Raw genomic sequence first — 16,112 nt, forward strand, 5'->3', positions numbered from 1 at the left:
GGCTACCGTAGGGTTACGTCTATTTAACACGCAAAACTCAATATGTAATGCAAGCTTGAGAAACACAAGGGGGTGCGCATGACTGGGCGTCCGGGACGGACCGGCAGGGCGGGTGGTCAGGCCAGCGCCGGAGAACTGCTCGAACTGGTGCGCAGTGGGCGAGCGACGACACGCGGCGCCCTGCAACAGGCGACGGGCCTCTCCCGTGCGACGGTCGGACAGCGTCTGGACCGGCTGTTCCGGGCGGGCTGGCTGCGCGAGGGCGGCGGCGGGCCGGTCGGCTCACCGCTGGGCGGCCGCCCCTCGATCACGCTGGAGTTCGACGACGACCACGCGGTGGTGCTCGCCGCCGACCTGGACACCCGGCACGCCCGCGCGGCCGTGCTGTCCCTGACCGGCGAGATACTCGCGGAGCACTCCGGCACGCTGGCCGTCGAGGACGGCCCGGACCCCGTCCTCGGTGAACTGGGCGGCTGGTTCGCCGAGTTGCTGGAGAAGGCGGGCCACCGGGCGCAGGAGGTCTGCGGCATCGGCCTCGCCGTGCCCGGTCCGGTGGACAGCGACACGGGCCGGGTGGTGCAGCCGCCGATGATGCCCGGCTGGGACGGCTACGACATAAGAGGCCGCCTCGCCAGGGCGTTCACCGAGCGCACCGGCGCCCCGGCGGTGCCCGTCCTCGTCGACAACGACGCGAACCTGATGGCGTACGGCGAACAGCGCACCGGCCACCCCGACTGCTCGGCGTTCGTCCTGGTCAAGGTCTCGACGGGCATAGGCGCGGGGGTCGTGGTGAACGGCTCGGTCTTCCGGGGGATCGACGGGGGCGCGGGGGACATCGGGCACATCCGGGTGGGCGCCGAGGCGCTGTGCCGGTGCGGTTCCCACGGCTGTCTCGCCGCCGTGGCCAGCGGTGGTGCCGTGGCCCGCAGACTGGCGGAGACCGGGGTGCCGGCGGCCTCCGGCTCGGACGTACGGGACCTGCTGGCGGCCGGGCATCCGGGGGCGGCGGCGCTGGCGCGGGAGGCGGGGCGGCAGGTGGGGGACGTCCTGGCGACGGTCGTGACCCTGCTGAACCCCGGGGTGCTGATGATCGCCGGGGACCTGGCGGGCACGGCCTTCCTCACCGGGGTGCGCGAGCTGCTCTACCAGCGGGCGCTGCCGCGCTCCACCGCCCATCTGGACGTGGTGACCTCGCGGCTGGGGGAGCGGGCGGGGCTGGTGGGAGCGGGTGCGCTGGTCGTGGAGCACCTCTACGCACCCGAGCGGGTGGAGGAGCGGTTGCTGGCCCTGGGGGTGTGAGGGACGCTCGTGGAGTGAGTCCGGAGTGAGTCCGCATGGTGAAATCCGCTCCCGGGGCAGCGTGATTCTCGCCACCCTTGAGGGGTGTGATGCTCAGATGAGCGGATCATGGATCGAATGCACTTCTCCAAGGGGTGGCACTGGGTGCCACCCCTTGATCGTTCATCGATCGAAATCAGACGTGCGGAGCGCCTGCTCATCTGAGCGTCTGGCCGCACCTGTGGAGGCTTTCGCGTTCAAGAAGTGAAAACATGAGCCGCCTTGCGCTTGCCAAGCTTTGACTTTCAATCCACTGGATGACGACGGGTTACAGGCGCATGACGCACAAGTGGACGTACCCAGACGCCTTTGATCTGGGTATGTTCCTCGCCGTCAGGGCAGCCACCGCGTCCTCGAGGAGTCGAGACCCGTGTCGGAAAACAAAGATCTCCCGGTAACCGAGCAGGCCGCGAGCGTTGAGGGCGTGAAGTTCGTCTACGACTTCACCGAGGGCAACAAGGACCTCAAGGACCTCCTGGGTGGCAAGGGCGCCAACCTCGCCGAGATGACCAACCTGGGCCTCCCCGTCCCGCCCGGCTTCACCATCACCACCGAGGCCTGCAAGGTCTACCTGGAGAGCGGCGAGGAGCCGGCGGCACTGCGTGACGAGGTGAGTGCGCACCTCGTCGCCCTCGAGGAGCGGATGGGCAAGAAGCTCGGCCAGGCCGACGACCCGCTGCTCGTCTCGGTCCGCTCGGGCGCCAAGTTCTCCATGCCAGGGATGATGGACACGGTCCTGAACATCGGCCTCTCCGACAAGTCGGTCCAGGGTCTCGCCCAGCAGGCCGGCGACGACCGCTTCGCCTGGGACTCCTACCGCCGCCTCATTCAGATGTTCGGCAAGACGGTCCTCGGCGTCGACGGCGAGCTCTTCGAGGAGGCCCTCGACGCGGCGAAGGCCGCCAAGAAGGTCACCGTCGACACCGAGCTGGAAGCGGCGGACCTGAAGAAGCTCGTCACCAAGTTCAAGAAGATCGTCAGGACCGAGGCCGGCCGGGACTTCCCGCAGGACCCGCGCGAGCAGATGGACCTCGCCATCAAGGCCGTCTTCGACTCCTGGAACGGCGACCGGGCCAAGCTCTACCGCCGCCAGGAGCGCATCCCCGGCGACCTCGGCACCGCCGTCAACGTCTGCTCCATGGTCTTCGGCAACCTCGGCCCCGACTCCGGCACCGGTGTCGCCTTCACCCGCGACCCCGCCTCCGGCCACCAGGGCGTCTACGGCGACTACCTCCAGAACGCCCAGGGCGAGGACGTCGTCGCGGGCATCCGCAACACGGTCCCGCTCGCCGAGCTGGAGCAGATCGACAAGAAGTCCTACGACCAGCTCCTCGGCATCATGGAGACGCTGGAGAACCACTACAAGGACCTCTGCGACATCGAGTTCACCATCGAGCGCGGCCAGCTGTGGATGCTCCAGACCCGGGTCGGCAAGCGCACCGCCGGCGCCGCCTTCCGCATCGCCACCCAGCTCGTCGACCAGGGACTGATCGACGAGACCGAGGCGCTCCAGCGCGTCAACGGCGCCCAGCTCGCCCAGCTGATGTTCCCCCGCTTCGACGAGGAGGCCAAGACCCAGCAGGTCGGCCGGGGCATCGCGGCCTCCCCGGGCGCGGCCGTCGGCAAGGCGGTCTTCGACTCGTACACCGCCGTGAAGTGGTCCCGCTCGGGCGAGAAGGTCATCCTGGTCCGCCGTGAGACCAACCCCGACGACCTCGACGGCATGATCGCGGCCGAGGGCATCCTGACCTCGCGCGGCGGCAAGACCTCCCACGCGGCCGTCGTCGCCCGCGGCATGGGCAAGACCTGTGTCTGCGGCGCCGAGGAGCTCGAGGTCGACACCAAGCGCCGCCGTATGACCGTCCCCGGCGGCCACGTGGTGGAGGAGGGCGACGTCATCTCCATCGACGGCTCCTCCGGCAAGGTCTACCTGGGCGAGGTCCCCGTGGTCCCCTCCCCGGTCGTGGAGTACTTCGAGGGCCGGATGCACGCCGGCGCCGACGACGCCGACGAACTGGTCGAGGCCGTCCACCGGATCATGGCCTTCGCCGACCGCAAGCGCCGGCTGCGCGTGCGCGCCAACGCCGACAACGCCGAGGACGCGCTGCGCGCCCGCCGCTTCGGCGCCCAGGGCATCGGCCTGTGCCGCACCGAGCACATGTTCCTCGGCGACCGGCGCGAGCTGGTCGAGCGCCTGATCCTCGCGGACACCGAGGCCGAGCGCGAGGAGTCCCTCAAGCAGCTCCTGCCGCTCCAGAAGAAGGACTTCGTCGAGCTGTTCGAGGCGATGGACGGCCTGCCCGTCACCATCCGCCTCCTCGACCCGCCGCTGCACGAGTTCCTGCCCGACATCACCGAGCTGTCGGTGCGCGTGGCGCTCGCCGAGTCCCGCCAGGAGCCGCACGAGAACGAACTGCGCCTGCTCCAGGCCGTCCACCGCCTCCACGAGCAGAACCCGATGCTGGGTCTGCGCGGCGTACGGCTCGGCCTGGTCATCCCCGGCCTGTTCACCATGCAGGTCCGCGCCATCGCCGAGGCGGCCGCCGAACGCAAGAACGCCAAGGGCGACCCGCGCGCCGAGATCATGATCCCGCTCGTCGGCACCGTCCAGGAGCTGGAGATCGTCCGCGAGGAGGCCGACCAGGTCGTCGCCGAGGTCGAGGCGGCGACGGGTGTGGCGCTGAAGCTGTCGATCGGCACGATGATCGAGCTGCCGCGCGCCGCGCTGACGGCCGCCCAGATCGCCGAGGCCGCCGAGTTCTTCTCCTTCGGCACCAACGACCTCACCCAGACGGTGTGGGGCTTCAGCCGCGACGACGTCGAGGCGAGCTTCTTCACCGCGTACCTGGAAAAGGGCATCTTCGGAGTCAGCCCCTTCGAGACGATCGACAAGGACGGCGTCGGCTCCCTGGTCAAGGCGGCGGCGAAGGCGGGCCGCGAGACCCGCCCCGACCTCAAGCTCGGCGTCTGCGGCGAGCACGGCGGCGACCCCGAGTCGGTGCACTTCTTCCACGAGGTGGGGCTCGACTACGTCTCCTGCTCCCCCTTCCGCATCCCGGTGGCCCGCCTGGAGGCCGGGCGCGCGGCCACGCAGTCGGAGGGCAGCGACCACCGCTGAGCCCCTGAGGGGCCTGTGAGCCCCGGAGCCGCCGTCGGTCCCCGACCCTCAGTACCGATCGGCGGCGGCTCCGGCACGCAAGAGGAGGGCGGCATCCTGTGCGGGGGTGCCGCCCTCTTGGGTTGCCGACACCGCTGGTCAGCTGGCATCTCCCATTCGACGCCAAGGAAATCCCAAGGTTTTCACGGCTCCTCATCGCCGTGGCGGGCGCGGTCATCGGCTACGCGGGAGGCTCCCTCGCGGTCTGGGTCTCGGAGCGCTTCGTGATGCGGCTCCGCCAGCACGTCTTCGACCATGTGCAGAAGCTCCCCCCCCTCGCACTTCTTCCAGCGCCACCGCCAGGGCGATCTGCTCTCCCGGCTGACAGGGGACGTCGAGGCCATCGAACAGATGGCCGTCTCCGGCCTGATCGGCACGGCCTCCGCCCTCTTCAGCGCCGTCTTCTACGCGGCGGCCGCGTTCTGGCTGCGCTGGGACCTGGCGGCGGCGACCTTCGTGCTGGCCCCGCTGTTCCGGCTGGCGGCCAAGAAGTTCTCCGCGGGAGTCGGGGCGGTCGCCCGCGAGGGCCGGGTGGCCGACGGCGCGGTCACCTCAGTGGTGGAGGAGTCCCTCGGCAACCTCGTCCTCACCCAGGCGTACGGCCGTCAGGACGCCGAGCGACGCCGGCTCAGCCAGGAGGCGACGGCATGGTTCCGGGAGGCGGTCCGCTCGGCCCGCCTCAACCAGGCGTACGGCCAGCTGGTGCAGGTCATCGAGACGGTCTGCGTCCTGGCCGTGATCGGCATCGGGGTCCGGGAGATCTCGGAGGGCCAGATGACACTGGGCCGGCTCCTGGCGTTCGCCGCCCTCCTCAGCTATCTCTACCCGCCCATCCGCAGCCTCGCCCAGCTGGGCCTGCTGATCACCGCGGCCACGGCCGGCGCGGAACGCCTCGTGGAAATCCTCGACACCCGCCCCGCCGTGGCCGACCCCGAGGGACCGGCGAACCACTCCACCGGCCGTCCCGACGGCGTGATCACCCTGGCGGACGTCTCCTTCCGCTATCCCGGCACGGACCGCCCGGCCCTGGAGAACCTCTCCTTCACGGCGAACCCCGGCGAGCTGGTGGTCATCACCGGCCCGAGCGGCGCCGGCAAGTCGACGATCTCCAAACTCCTCCTCCGCTTCTACGACCCCGGCTCGGGTGCGATCGCCTTGGACGGCGTCCCCCTGCGCGACTTCCCCCTGGATCGCCTCCGCGAATACATCGCCCTCCTCCCGCAGGAGACCCTGGTCCTGCACGACACGGTCCGCGCGAACATCGCCTGCGGCCGGCCGGGCGCCAGCGAACGGGCGATCGTCGACGCGGCCAGGGCGGCCGACGCCCACGACTTCATCACCGCGTTGCCCGAGGGCTACGACACGAAGATCGACCCGGACACGGCCCGGCTCTCCGGCGGTCAGCTCCAACGCCTCGCCATCGCCCGCGCCGTCCTGCGCGACGCCCCGGTCCTGGTCCTGGACGAACCCACCACCGGCCTCGACGCCATCGCCATCCGCCGCATCATCGAACCCCTCCGCCGCCTGATGACCGGCCGCACCACCATCATGATCACCCATGACCTCACCCTCACCCCGGATGCCGACCGCGTCCTGGTCATCGACCAGGGCCACATCACGGAATCGGGCCGTCACCACGACCTCCTGGCCCTGGGCGGCGTGTACACACGGCTTTACGGCTCCCAGAACCCGGACATGACGGCCGAGGCCGGTCTCGGCGGCCCTCCGGAGGCGTACGCGTATGCGGGGCAGGTCGAGGGTGGGGCGTATGGCTGGAGCGAGTACTGGGCGGGGCCGGTGGCCTGAGCTACGAGGGTGGCTGGAAGTCGATCACCTGATCTGGTGGAGATTGGTGACTGAAGGTTTCGCCTTGTGATTGATCCATTACCTTCTGTGATTCCCGGAGGTCGTCGGACTTTCGGCTGCAGGAGGGTGAGGCATGAAGAAGGTATTGGCCGGCGTGATGGCGGCGACGGCGTTCTTGGCGGGGGCGGGAACGGCCTGGGGGGCGGTGGGCTGGTCAGGCGTCCCTGTGTTGAAGTCCGGAGGTGTTCGCTTCCTCGAAGGCGAGCACCGCTTCAATCCGGCAGGCCGGAATCACGGGGCCTTCGAGTGGAAGGGCAAGCTGAAGGACGCTGACACAGAGGACGGCCACAACGTCTATCTGCAGGTCCGCGTCGAAGGGCATGCCTGGGTGCGCTACAACGGCAAGCAGCGGAAGACGGTTTCCCTGCACCATTCGAACTGGGACGGAGCCCAGCGCTACGCCACCAAGGCGGAGATCAGGGCTTGTCGTGATCGCGGAAGCCTGCATCCTGACAATTGCTCCCGAAACGCCAAGTTCCTGGCTGATCAGTAAGCAGTCTGCGCCCAGAGCCCAGATGCCCGCATCTGGGCTCCTTCTCGTCATAGGGGAGCCATCATCAACACGTCAGAAGTCTTGTCCGCCCAGGGCGTTGATCTTTTCTACGGTGAGACGCCTGCCGTCAGGAACGCCCAAATCACGTTGCGTCGTGGCGAAGTTGCGGCGATCACCGGGCAGAGCGGATCTGGAAAGTCCTCCTTGCTCTACTGCCTTGCAGGTGTCCTTCCTGTGGCGCGCGGTGAAGTCCGCTTCGAGGGGCGCGCCCTCGGTGTCCTTGACGATGACGAGCTCAGCGCGCTGCGTCGTGAACGCTTTGGGTTTGTCTTCCAGTACGGCGAGCTGCTTCCTGAGCTGACCGTTGAAGAGAACGCTGCCCTGCCGCTCCGCCTGGCTGGGCAGCGAAAAGCGGAGGCACTGACTGCCGCGGGGGAGGTGCTGGGTCGGCTGGGTCTCGCCGACCTGCGGCAGCGCCGCCCCTCCCAAGTGTCCGGAGGACAAAACCAACGCGTGGCGGTCGCAAGGGCGTTGGTTCATCAGCCAGCGGTGGTTTTTGCCGATGAGCCAACAGGATCGCTCGACAGCGTCAACGCCACTGCCGTACTTGAGGAATTTCTGTCCCTGGCGCGCTCCCAAGGAACGGCGGTGGTGCTTGTCACGCACGATGCTCAAGTAGCAGCCCGTGCTGACAGCCAGTACGCGATGCGTGACGGTATCCTCTCGGCCGTGCCAGGGGAGTCGCCGTGAAGGAACTTCTGCTGGGCCTCCGGCTGTTGTGGGGTGGTGGACGGGGTAGCCGAGTGCGCTTCTTCCTCATGGCAGGGGGGAGTGCGGTCGGGGTGTGTTGCCTTGCCATGGTGCTGGCGATTCCCGGGATCCTGGCGGCACAGGATGGACGCAAGGCTGCACGTGAGGCGGATTGCCTCCTCAACGCTCAGCGAGTATGTGTGGGAGCCGAGAGAGCCCCTCTTGAACTTGAGCTGACGGATCCGTATGGTTCCCGGCCCATGACCCGCGTTTTCCACGCGCCGGGCACCACCCCCATCGATCCGCCGCCCGGATTGAAACAACTTCCTTCGCCTGGCGAGATGTTTGTGTCGCCAAAACTGCATGAGGCGCTGAAGAAGGAACCGGGCCTCGCTCAGCTCGTGCCGGGCCGGGAACGGGGGCTCATCCGTGCTCATGGGTTGGCTCACCCCGACGAGCTGTATGCCTACATCGGTGTGGCGCGGGACCAGCTCAAGGGTGGGCGTCCCGTCACGTCATACGGGAGGCCCTACACAGACGACGAAACGGTTGAGCCCTCGACGCTGGACATCGTCCGATTCACCCTTGCGGGCGTTGTGCTGCTTCCGTTGGCTGTCTATCTGTCCGTGTGCGCACGGTTGTCAGCTGCCTCGCGAGCCCGCCGACTCGCCGCCCTGCGGCTCGTCGGGTTGAGTAAAAAGGGTGTCCAGCGCGTCAATGCGGCCGAGACGGTTGCCGCGGCCCTGCTTGGAGCACTAGTTGGCCTCGGGAGCTATGCATCGGCCAACCAACTCATCTCCCGTATCGGCCTTCCAGGTTTCCGGTGGTATCCGTCCGACGGGTCGTTGGCCGTTTCCGCCACCCTGGTCTGCCTGATCGGTTGCCCAGCACTTGCTTGGTTCGCGGGTGCGTTCGGGGCCAGAAAGGCTGCATCGAACCCACTGGCCGTGAGGCGCACTGGGGTGGAGAAGCCGCCAGTCAAGTGGGGCCTTCTACCGCTCCTCCCAGGGCTGGGCATCGTCACCGGGTACTGCGTGGCGGGTGCGACAGGGCATGCGCCCCGGGACACGCCACTTTCATCGATCTTGATGCCCCTTGCGGTCGTGCTGGTGGGAATCGGCCTCGTGTTGTCGCTCCCGATTCTTTCCCGGAGCCTGGCCCGGAGTGTGGCACACACCAGCCGCTCGCTGCCCGTCGGGCTCGCCATGAGGCGCAACGAGGTAGAGCCGGGTGGAGTCCTGCGGGTTGCAACGGGACTGGTGCTATTGGTCTACGCGGCGTCGCTGGCGCAGGGTGTACTGATCGAGCTGGATCAGGTTTCCAAGAACACCTCGCCAGTTCAGTCGTATGGGCTGCCTTTGGACGGCATCACTCAGGAGCGGCAGAAGGCCTTCGAGGCGGTGGAAGGTGTCCGCGGGCACGGGATGTACGCGCACTCTTGGTCGAACTCCGAAGTCGAATTTCCGCCCGTGATCTACGCGATGGTTGCCACATGTAGTCAGCTTCGCGGGATCGTTCCCGATATCGGACGTTGCCCGGAAGGGCGGCCTTTCCGAGTGACGAACCCTCGGGAGACGTACAACCAGGACAGCAGACCCGGTGCAGACTTTCCGTTCCACTTGAGAAACGCGGCCGGCGAACTGCTCGTGAGAACCGTGCGGGTACCGAAGGAGCAGGTTGGCTTCCGTGATGAAGCGGGAATTTCGCCACTGAGTAGCGGCGATGTGGTTGTTCCTCCGACCTTCCTGCCTGAAGGGTTCCGACCTGAAGGAGCCACTCTCATTCTGGCCGGCAGTTCAGCTCCCGATTCCGTCCGATCGGTTCTGGACGGTATCGGCGGGGTCGATCCGACTGCCAAGGTCGACACGCCTGGCGTTGTGGTGACCGCCCTCCAGCAGATCACCGTGGTCAAGACGATCCTTGCCATGGGGATGATCCTTGGTCTGGTCATCGGTGTGGCCGCTTACGTCGTTGCCGCTGCTGACCGGGCAGTCGAGCGTCGACCGCAGGTCACGGCCCTCGCCCTGCTCGGCGCTCGGACACGAACCTTGCGGGCTGTCCAAGTGGTTCAGGTTGTGGTGCCGTTGACGGTCGGGCTTGTGCTTGCCGTGCTGGCTGGCAAAGCGGCCGAATCGAGCTATCTCGTTTCTGGTGGGGGCGCGATTTTCTGGGACGCAGCAGGCGTGCCATTGCTGTTGGCTTGTGCTCTCGGGGCCGTGGTGATTGCCGCCCTCGGGTCCCTGCCGCTGATTGGCCGGCGTATCGACCCTGAGCTGATCCGACGGGACTGACAGAGGAAGGTGCCGGAAGGCGGAGGGGCGGCGCTCCGGGGAGTGCCGCCCCTTCCTGCGTGTGGGGTCCAAGGGCTCGTGCGGGTCGCCGGTTTACGCTGTCGCGGAGTCAACCGACCGGGAAGCGTACTTTGTGGAGACGCTCGGCACCGAGGACGCGGTGTTGGTGGGGGCTCGGGAGGCGGGGCGGGGGAGTTCGATGGCGCAGGCTGAAGTGGGTCCCAGTCGGGGGCTGTTGCCAGCGATGTTGTCTGGGATGGTCGGGGCGCGGCGGGTGTTGGAGTTCGGGGTGTTGGCCGGGCACGGCACCGTCTGGCCGGCCCGGGCCTTGGGGGGGGCGGGGGCGGGTGACTTCTTTCGAGATCGAGGAGCGCAACGCCGGTATCGCCCGGGGCAATCTGGAGAGGGCCGGGGTCGGAGCGTGGGGCGATGTCGTCGTGGGGCCCGCGGCGGAGTCGGCGTGGCGGTTCGTCGAGGAGGGGGGGAGCAGCCGTACGACTTCGTGTTCATCGATGCTGACAAACCCGGCAATCCCGAGTATCTGAAGGCCTCCCTCGCGCTCACCCGGGTCGGGAGTGTGATCATCATCGACAATGTCGTGCGCGATGGGGCCGTCGTCGGTGCCGGGAGCGCCGATGAGTGGGTGCGGGCGTGCGGACGTGCTCGACGGCATCGCTCGGGACGAGCGGCTGGAGGCGACCGCGTTGCAGATGGTGGGGGTGAAGGGGTGCGGCGGGTGGGCTGAGGGGCGCTTCTGTGGTGGGTCCGGCGCCGTCGGGGTGCCGGACCAGGGTGTCACCTTCCCGCGTGGCCCGGGGCGTACTCCTCGGCGTAGCGCTGGGCGAAGTCGTCCGGCATGGGGGTGGTGTCCAGGTAGAACCACTCGGCGGTGGGGCCGGGGGTGGGGGTGGTGGGCGGGCGGCCGGGGTCGGGGGGTGTGGCGCGGGCGGTTTCCGGTGGGGGTGGGCGCCAGTCCTGTTCGGGTGGCAGCGGCCGATCGGGGTCCGGGTGCGGGTGTCGGGGCGGTGGGGCGAGGTCGGGTGCCGGGGGTGGGGGAGACGTCGTGCCCGGCAGCAGGAGTTCCACGCGCAGGCCCTTGCCCCGCTGCTGGGTGGTGAACTGTTCCACCTGGCTGCGGCAGGCGTGGTCGAGGTGGGTGACGCCGGTCAGGTCGAGGCGGATACGGGGTCTGCCGGACTGGGCGGCGGACTCCAGGGCCTCGATGACCTGGGGGAGGCGCAGAAAGGTCGCGTTGCCGGCCATGACCACCTTCGCCGTGTCCTCCTCCAGGTGCTGGCGGATGACTGTCTGCGACATACGGATCGCCGCCAGGACGATGCCCGCCGCCAGGCCGATCAGGACGCCTTCGAGGAGGGCCGTCGCCACGATCACCACTGTGGTGACCGTCATGACCGCGAACTCGCCCCGGTCCTGCCGCCACATCTTCGGGAACTCCTCGGGCGCGAAGAGCTTCCAGCCGCTGTGGATGAGGACGCCGGCCAGGACCGAGATCGGGATCAGGGCCAGGACCTGGGGGAGGAGGAGGGCGAAGGCCAGCAGCCACAGGCCGTGGAGGGTGCGCGAGAGGCGGGTCTTCGCGCCCGCCTGGACGTTCGCCGAGCTGCGGGCGACCACCGCTGTGACGGGGAGGGCGCCGAGGAGGCCCGCGACGGTGTTGCCGGCGCCCTGGGCGATCAGCTCGGGGTTGTAGCGGGTGCGCGGGCCGTCGTGCATACGGTCCACCGCGGCGGCCGTGAACAGGGACTCGGCGGAGGCGATCACCGTGAAGGTGAGGATCGCCGTGATGATCCCGGCGTCCGCGAGCCCCGCGAACTGCTCGGGGCCCGGTACGTCCACCGAGGCCAGCAGGTTGCCGACCTGGAGTGTCCTGATCCCGACGCCGGGGATCGCGGCGACCGCGATGCCGATGCCTACGGCCACCAGGGCCGCCGGAATCCTCTTGACCGGGCCGGGTGCCTTCTTCCACAGGATGCTCAGGACGACGGTGACCACGCCCAGGCCCGCCGCGATCAGCGCCTGCGGGTCGGCGAACGTGTCCGCCAGCAGCCCGGGGATCCCGGCCATGTTCTCGATGGGTGTGCCGGGCGCCTTCGCGTCCATCGCCGGGTAGGCCTGGCTGAACATCAGCGGCAGACCGATGCCGGCCAGCATGCCCTGCACCACCGCCAGCGAGATCGCCTGGAAGAAGCGGCCCAGTTTCACCAGGCCCAGGACGATCTGGAGGAGGCCGGAGAAGAGGACGATCACGCCCAGCATCGCCACGCCGTGCTCCAGCACCGTCTCCGCGACCAGTGCCGCGAGACCGGCGGCCGGTCCGCTCACCTGGAGCGTGCTGCCGCGTGCCGCGCCCACCACCAGACCGCCGATGACACCCGAGATGATGCCCAGCTCGGCGGGGACCCCGGAGGCCACGGCCACCCCGATGCAGAGGGGGAGCGCGACCAGGAAGACGACCAGGGACGCGGTGATCTCCGTGGCCAGGTCGGGTTTCGGGCCCTTGGCCAGGTCGGGTTTCGGGTCCTTCGCCGCCGACGGCGCCCGCGCCGTGTCCGCCGTACGGTCCCTCGGGGCGAGGGCCCGGGTGTCCCGGTCCCTCGCCCCCCGCGTCCTCGTGGCGTGCGCGCCGCTCATGCCGCGTGCACCCGGAACAGACCGTCCTCGTCCAGCTCGTGCACCCGGCCGGTGTCCACCTCGTAGTACCAGCCGTGCAGCCGCAGCCGGCCACGGTCCAGCCGTCGGCGCGCTGCCGGGTAACTCCGCAGTGCGGCGAGCTGGTTGACGACGTTCAGCTTCGCCACGTCCGGCAGCCGCGGATCCTCCGTGACGCCGTCCAGGGCGGGGGCCAGCCGGGGGCGGGCCAGTTGCAGCCAGGCGTCCACACCCGGCAGCGCGGACAGGTCGTCGCCCGACTTGATCGCGCCCATCGCACCGCAGTGGGAGTGGCCGCACACCACGATGTCCTGAACGCCGAGCACCTCCAGCGCGTACTCGATGGTGGCGGCCTCGCCCGAGGCGCCCTTCCCGCCGTGCGGCGGAACGATGTTTCCCGCGTTTCGCAGCTCGAATATCTCACCGGGTCGCGCGCCCGTTATCAGGGCTGGAATTACCCGTGAGTCGGAGCAGGTGATGAACAATGCCTCGGGGTATTGACCTTCGGCCAGCCGCCGGTATTCGCCGCTTTCGAAGTCGACCCGCCGTTGGAACGAGCGGGCGCGGTCCAGCAGTGCCTTCATGATTCCCTCCGGTGCTTCCGTCCCAGGTGAGAGCCAGTTCGGAGCTGGTCGTCATGGGGGTACGACCAGGTCTCCACCACCGTAGAGGGGCCTGTGCCAGGCGAAGGTTAGAGGAACACTAAACCGCCGACAAGAATGGGACAGATTTCGTCCCGCGCAGTTCCCGACTGAGCCGCTGCTCACATTCTCCGGATGGATACGGCGTTTTATCGGTCGCTCTTGTAGCGTGACCTGTCCACGGAACACGCGAATTCGGTTCACGGGAGAGACGGGAACGCATGGGCGTACGAGTCCTGCTCATCGAGGACGACCACACGATCGCCGAACCGCTCGTCGAGGGCCTCGGGCACTTCGGGCTGACGGTGCATCACGTCAGCACCGGCGGTGCGGGGTTGAGAGGGCCGTACGGCGATGTCGTCCTGCTCGACCTGGGGTTGCCCGACGTGGACGGCATCGACGTCTGCCGCGGTATCCGGCAGACCTCCGACGTGCCCATCATCATCCTCAGCGCGCGGGGTGAGGAGGCCGACCGGGTGCTGGGCCTCGAACTGGGCGCCGACGACTATCTCGCGAAGCCGTTCAGCATGCGGGAGCTGGTGGCCCGGGTGCGGGCGGTGACCCGGCGGACCCACCGGGGGCTGGCGGAACCGGGCGGGGAGCCGGCCGGCGGCGAAGCCTTCGGCGCCGCCGTACCCTCGCCCCCGCCCTTCGGCGCCGCCGTACCCTCGTCCCCGCCCTTCGGCGCCGCCGTACCCTCGTCCCCGCCCTTCGGCGCCGCCGTACCCTCGTCCCCGCCCTTCGGCGCCGCCGTACCCTCGTCCCCGCCGTATGACCCCGCACCCCCGCCGCCACCCCAGCCCCAGCCCCAGCCCCAGCCCCAGCCCCAGCCCTTCGAAGCCGTGGCCGGTGCCGCGGGCCCCCTGGTCGTCGACCGGCGGACGCGGCAGGTGTGGGTGGGGGAGCGGGCGGTGACGCTGACGCCCAAGGAGTTCGAGCTGCTCGCCCTGCTCACCGAGGACCCGGGCGCGGTGTACTCCCGGCAGCAGATCCTCGACCGGGTCTGGGACCCGCATTATGAGGGGCCGACCAAGACGCTGGACGTCCATGTCGCCACGCTGCGGCGGAAGCTGGGCAACACCGCCTGGATCCAGACCCTGCGCGGAGTCGGCTTCCGGCTGGCGGTGCGCACCCGGCCGCCCGTCCCCGACGACGCGCGGCCGTATCCGTCCTCCGGGTACGAGTCCTCCGGCTACCAGGACCCGCCCCCGTACGAGTACCCCGCCTACGAACAGCCCGCCTACGAACAGCCCACCTACCGGCAGTCCGCCCACCGGCAGGCCACCCACGAACAGTCCGCGTACGACCACCCCCGCCCCTTCACCCGCCCCCTCCCCACCCCCCACCCCTCGGCGGCCTACTGATGACCCGGCGGCTGCTGCTCAGCTACCTCACGCTCGCCGCGCTGCTCCTGCTCGCCCTGGAGATCCCGCTCGGCTTCGTCTACTCACGCGCCGAGCGCGAGCGGGTGATCAACGCGGCGAAGGACGAGGCGGAGTCGGTGTCGGCGTTCGCCTCGCTGTCCGTCTCGGCGGGCCGGGCCGCGCAGGACCTGCCCGAGCGGGCCGCCCACTGTGCCGAGCGCATCGGCGGCAAGGTGCTGATCGTCGACCGGGGCGGTGCGCTGCTGGCCACCTCGCATCCGCTGAGCGCGGCCGAGGAGGCCGGCCTCGCCGGCTGGCCGGGGATCGCGGCGGCGCTGCGCGGCACCGCGACGGCGGACATGCGCACCTCCACCATCGGCGGGGTGGAGTATCTGGCGGTGGCCACGCCGGTACGGCACGGCGCCGAGGAGCAGGGTGCCGTCCGGATCACCGTGCCGACGAGGATGGTGGCCGACCGGGTGCATCACGTCTGGCTGCTGCTGGGCCTCGGCGGGCTCGCCGCGCTCACCGCGGTCGTCGTGGTCGGCTTCGGCATCGCCCGCTGGACCGGCCGGCCCATCCGTGAACTGGAGCACGCCACGCGTGAGTTGGCGGTCGGTGGCACCGCCGTACCGGTGGCGATCACCAACGGGCCGCCGGAGGTGCGCAGTCTGGCCGCCACCTTCAACCGCACCGCCGCCCGCCTGGAGCACCTGCTGGCCTCCCAGCGGGCCTTCGCGGGTGAGGCCTCGCACCAGCTGAAGACCCCGCTCGCGGCGCTGCGGCTGCGGCTGGAGAACCTGGAGAACGACATCGCCCTGAACGCCCGGGGCTCGCTGACCGCCGCGCTCACCGAGACCGACCGGCTGGCCCGGATGGTGGAGGGGCTGCTGGCGATGGCCCGGCTCGACGAGAGCGCGAGCGAACCGGAGCGGGTGGACCTCGGGCAGGTGTGCGCGGAACGCCATCGCGCGTGGACCCCGCTGTACGAGCGGCACGGGGTGTGGCTGGCGCTGGCCGGGGAGTACACCGGCGAGGTGCTCGCCCTGCCGGGGGCGGTGGAGCAGATCCTCGACAATCTGCTCTCCAACGCCCTGCGGGTGTCGCCCCCGGGGTCCACGGTCTCGATCGATCCGCGCCTGCCGGTGGTTCCCGAGCGGCGCTTCCCGCACCGGCATCCGCACCGCCCGGCGGGGCCCGGCCGGGTCGAGCTGCATGTCATGGACGAGGGGCCCGGGATGACCGAGGAGCAGCGCCGCCGGGCCTTCGACCGTTTCTGGCGGGCCCCGGACGCCCCGAAGGGCGGGACGGGGCTGGGGCTGGCCCTGGTGCAGCGGCTGGCCCATGCGAGCGGGGGTGAGGCGGTGCTGCGGCGGGCGCCGCTCGGCGGCCTGGACGCGGTGGTCCGGCTGCCGGTGGCACCGGGCCGGGCCGGTGGTGGTCCGGCGCTCCCGTCGCAGCGCCCGGGACGACCCCTCCAGACGGCCGCCCCCGGCGGACGCTGACGGCGTACGGAAGACCGACGGTGACCCGGGTCGACGC

General features: G+C 69.6%; 9 protein-coding genes and 2 pseudogenes. 9 read left to right on the forward strand and 2 right to left on the reverse strand.

The features are described 5' to 3' along the window. Positions 1–78 precede the first annotated feature (78 nt). The 7 genes and pseudogenes from AQJ64_RS33885 to AQJ64_RS52490 all read left to right on the forward strand — a co-directional run bounded on the left by AQJ64_RS33885 (position 79) and on the right by AQJ64_RS52490 (position 10,640). Complete coding sequence (locus AQJ64_RS33885) at positions 79–1,299, forward strand: ROK family protein (protein WP_211286519.1); 1,221 nt, start codon at positions 79–81, stop codon at positions 1,297–1,299. Positions 1,300–1,708: 409 nt separating this feature from the next. Further along, positions 1,709–4,456, forward strand: a complete 2,748-nt coding sequence (gene ppdK, locus AQJ64_RS33890) for a pyruvate, phosphate dikinase (protein ID WP_055638589.1) — start codon at positions 1,709–1,711, stop codon at positions 4,454–4,456. Positions 4,457–4,629: 173 nt separating this feature from the next. Continuing rightward, positions 4,630–6,301, forward strand: a pseudogene (locus tag AQJ64_RS33895) (ABC transporter ATP-binding protein); the annotation flags it as partial. A gap of 133 nt (positions 6,302–6,434) precedes the next feature. Next, complete coding sequence (locus AQJ64_RS33900) at positions 6,435–6,854, forward strand: hypothetical protein (protein WP_059203255.1); 420 nt, start codon at positions 6,435–6,437, stop codon at positions 6,852–6,854. A gap of 63 nt (positions 6,855–6,917) precedes the next feature. Then, positions 6,918–7,604, forward strand: coding sequence for an ABC transporter ATP-binding protein (locus AQJ64_RS46820; RefSeq protein ID WP_079062105.1), 687 nt, complete (start codon positions 6,918–6,920; stop codon positions 7,602–7,604). Positions 7,605–7,864: 260 nt separating this feature from the next. After that, on the forward strand, positions 7,865–9,895 hold the full coding sequence (locus AQJ64_RS33910) for an FtsX-like permease family protein (RefSeq protein ID WP_240513006.1): 2,031 nt from the start codon (positions 7,865–7,867) through the stop codon (positions 9,893–9,895). 256 nt (positions 9,896–10,151) lie between these two features. Next, positions 10,152–10,640, forward strand: coding sequence for an O-methyltransferase (locus AQJ64_RS52490; protein ID WP_425315621.1), 489 nt, complete (start codon positions 10,152–10,154; stop codon positions 10,638–10,640). 50 nt (positions 10,641–10,690) lie between these two features. Here AQJ64_RS52490 and AQJ64_RS33915 read toward each other — a convergent pair whose 3' ends face one another. Next, positions 10,691–12,547 (reverse strand): SulP family inorganic anion transporter, encoded by a 1,857-nt coding sequence (locus AQJ64_RS33915; RefSeq protein WP_059203256.1) that lies wholly within the window; start codon positions 12,545–12,547, stop codon positions 10,691–10,693. Further along, positions 12,544–13,149, reverse strand: coding sequence for a carbonic anhydrase (locus tag AQJ64_RS33920; protein ID WP_055639076.1), 606 nt, complete (start codon positions 13,147–13,149; stop codon positions 12,544–12,546). The genes AQJ64_RS33915 and AQJ64_RS33920 overlap by 4 nt, the downstream gene beginning before the upstream one ends. A 278-nt stretch (positions 13,150–13,427) precedes the next feature. Between AQJ64_RS33920 and AQJ64_RS51845 the strand changes: the two are divergent. Both AQJ64_RS51845 and AQJ64_RS33930 read left to right on the forward strand, forming a co-directional pair. After that, a pseudogene (locus AQJ64_RS51845) lies at positions 13,428–14,354 on the forward strand (response regulator transcription factor); the annotation flags it as partial. A gap of 215 nt (positions 14,355–14,569) precedes the next feature. Then, positions 14,570–16,075, forward strand: a complete 1,506-nt coding sequence (locus AQJ64_RS33930; RefSeq protein WP_059203257.1) for a sensor histidine kinase — start codon at positions 14,570–14,572, stop codon at positions 16,073–16,075. Positions 16,076–16,112 lie beyond the last annotated feature (37 nt).

This window comes from Streptomyces griseoruber, assembly GCF_001514205.1.
GTDB lineage: Bacteria > Actinomycetota > Actinomycetes > Streptomycetales > Streptomycetaceae > Streptomyces > Streptomyces griseoruber.

Coding starts and splice junctions, on each gene's coding strand:
- AQJ64_RS33900 (WP_059203255.1), top strand. CDS start 6,435: ATGAAGAAGGTATTGGCCGGCGTGATGGCGGCGACGGCGTTCTTGGCG.
- AQJ64_RS33885 (WP_211286519.1), top strand. CDS start 79: ATGACTGGGCGTCCGGGACGGACCGGCAGGGCGGGTGGTCAGGCCAGC.
- AQJ64_RS33915 (WP_059203256.1), bottom strand. CDS start 12,547: ATGAGCGGCGCGCACGCCACGAGGACGCGGGGGGCGAGGGACCGGGAC.
- AQJ64_RS33930 (WP_059203257.1), top strand. CDS start 14,570: ATGACCCGGCGGCTGCTGCTCAGCTACCTCACGCTCGCCGCGCTGCTC.
- AQJ64_RS52490 (WP_425315621.1), top strand. CDS start 10,152: ATGGTCGGGGCGCGGCGGGTGTTGGAGTTCGGGGTGTTGGCCGGGCAC.
- AQJ64_RS33910 (WP_240513006.1), top strand. CDS start 7,865: ATGACCCGCGTTTTCCACGCGCCGGGCACCACCCCCATCGATCCGCCG.
- AQJ64_RS33920 (WP_055639076.1), bottom strand. CDS start 13,149: ATGAAGGCACTGCTGGACCGCGCCCGCTCGTTCCAACGGCGGGTCGAC.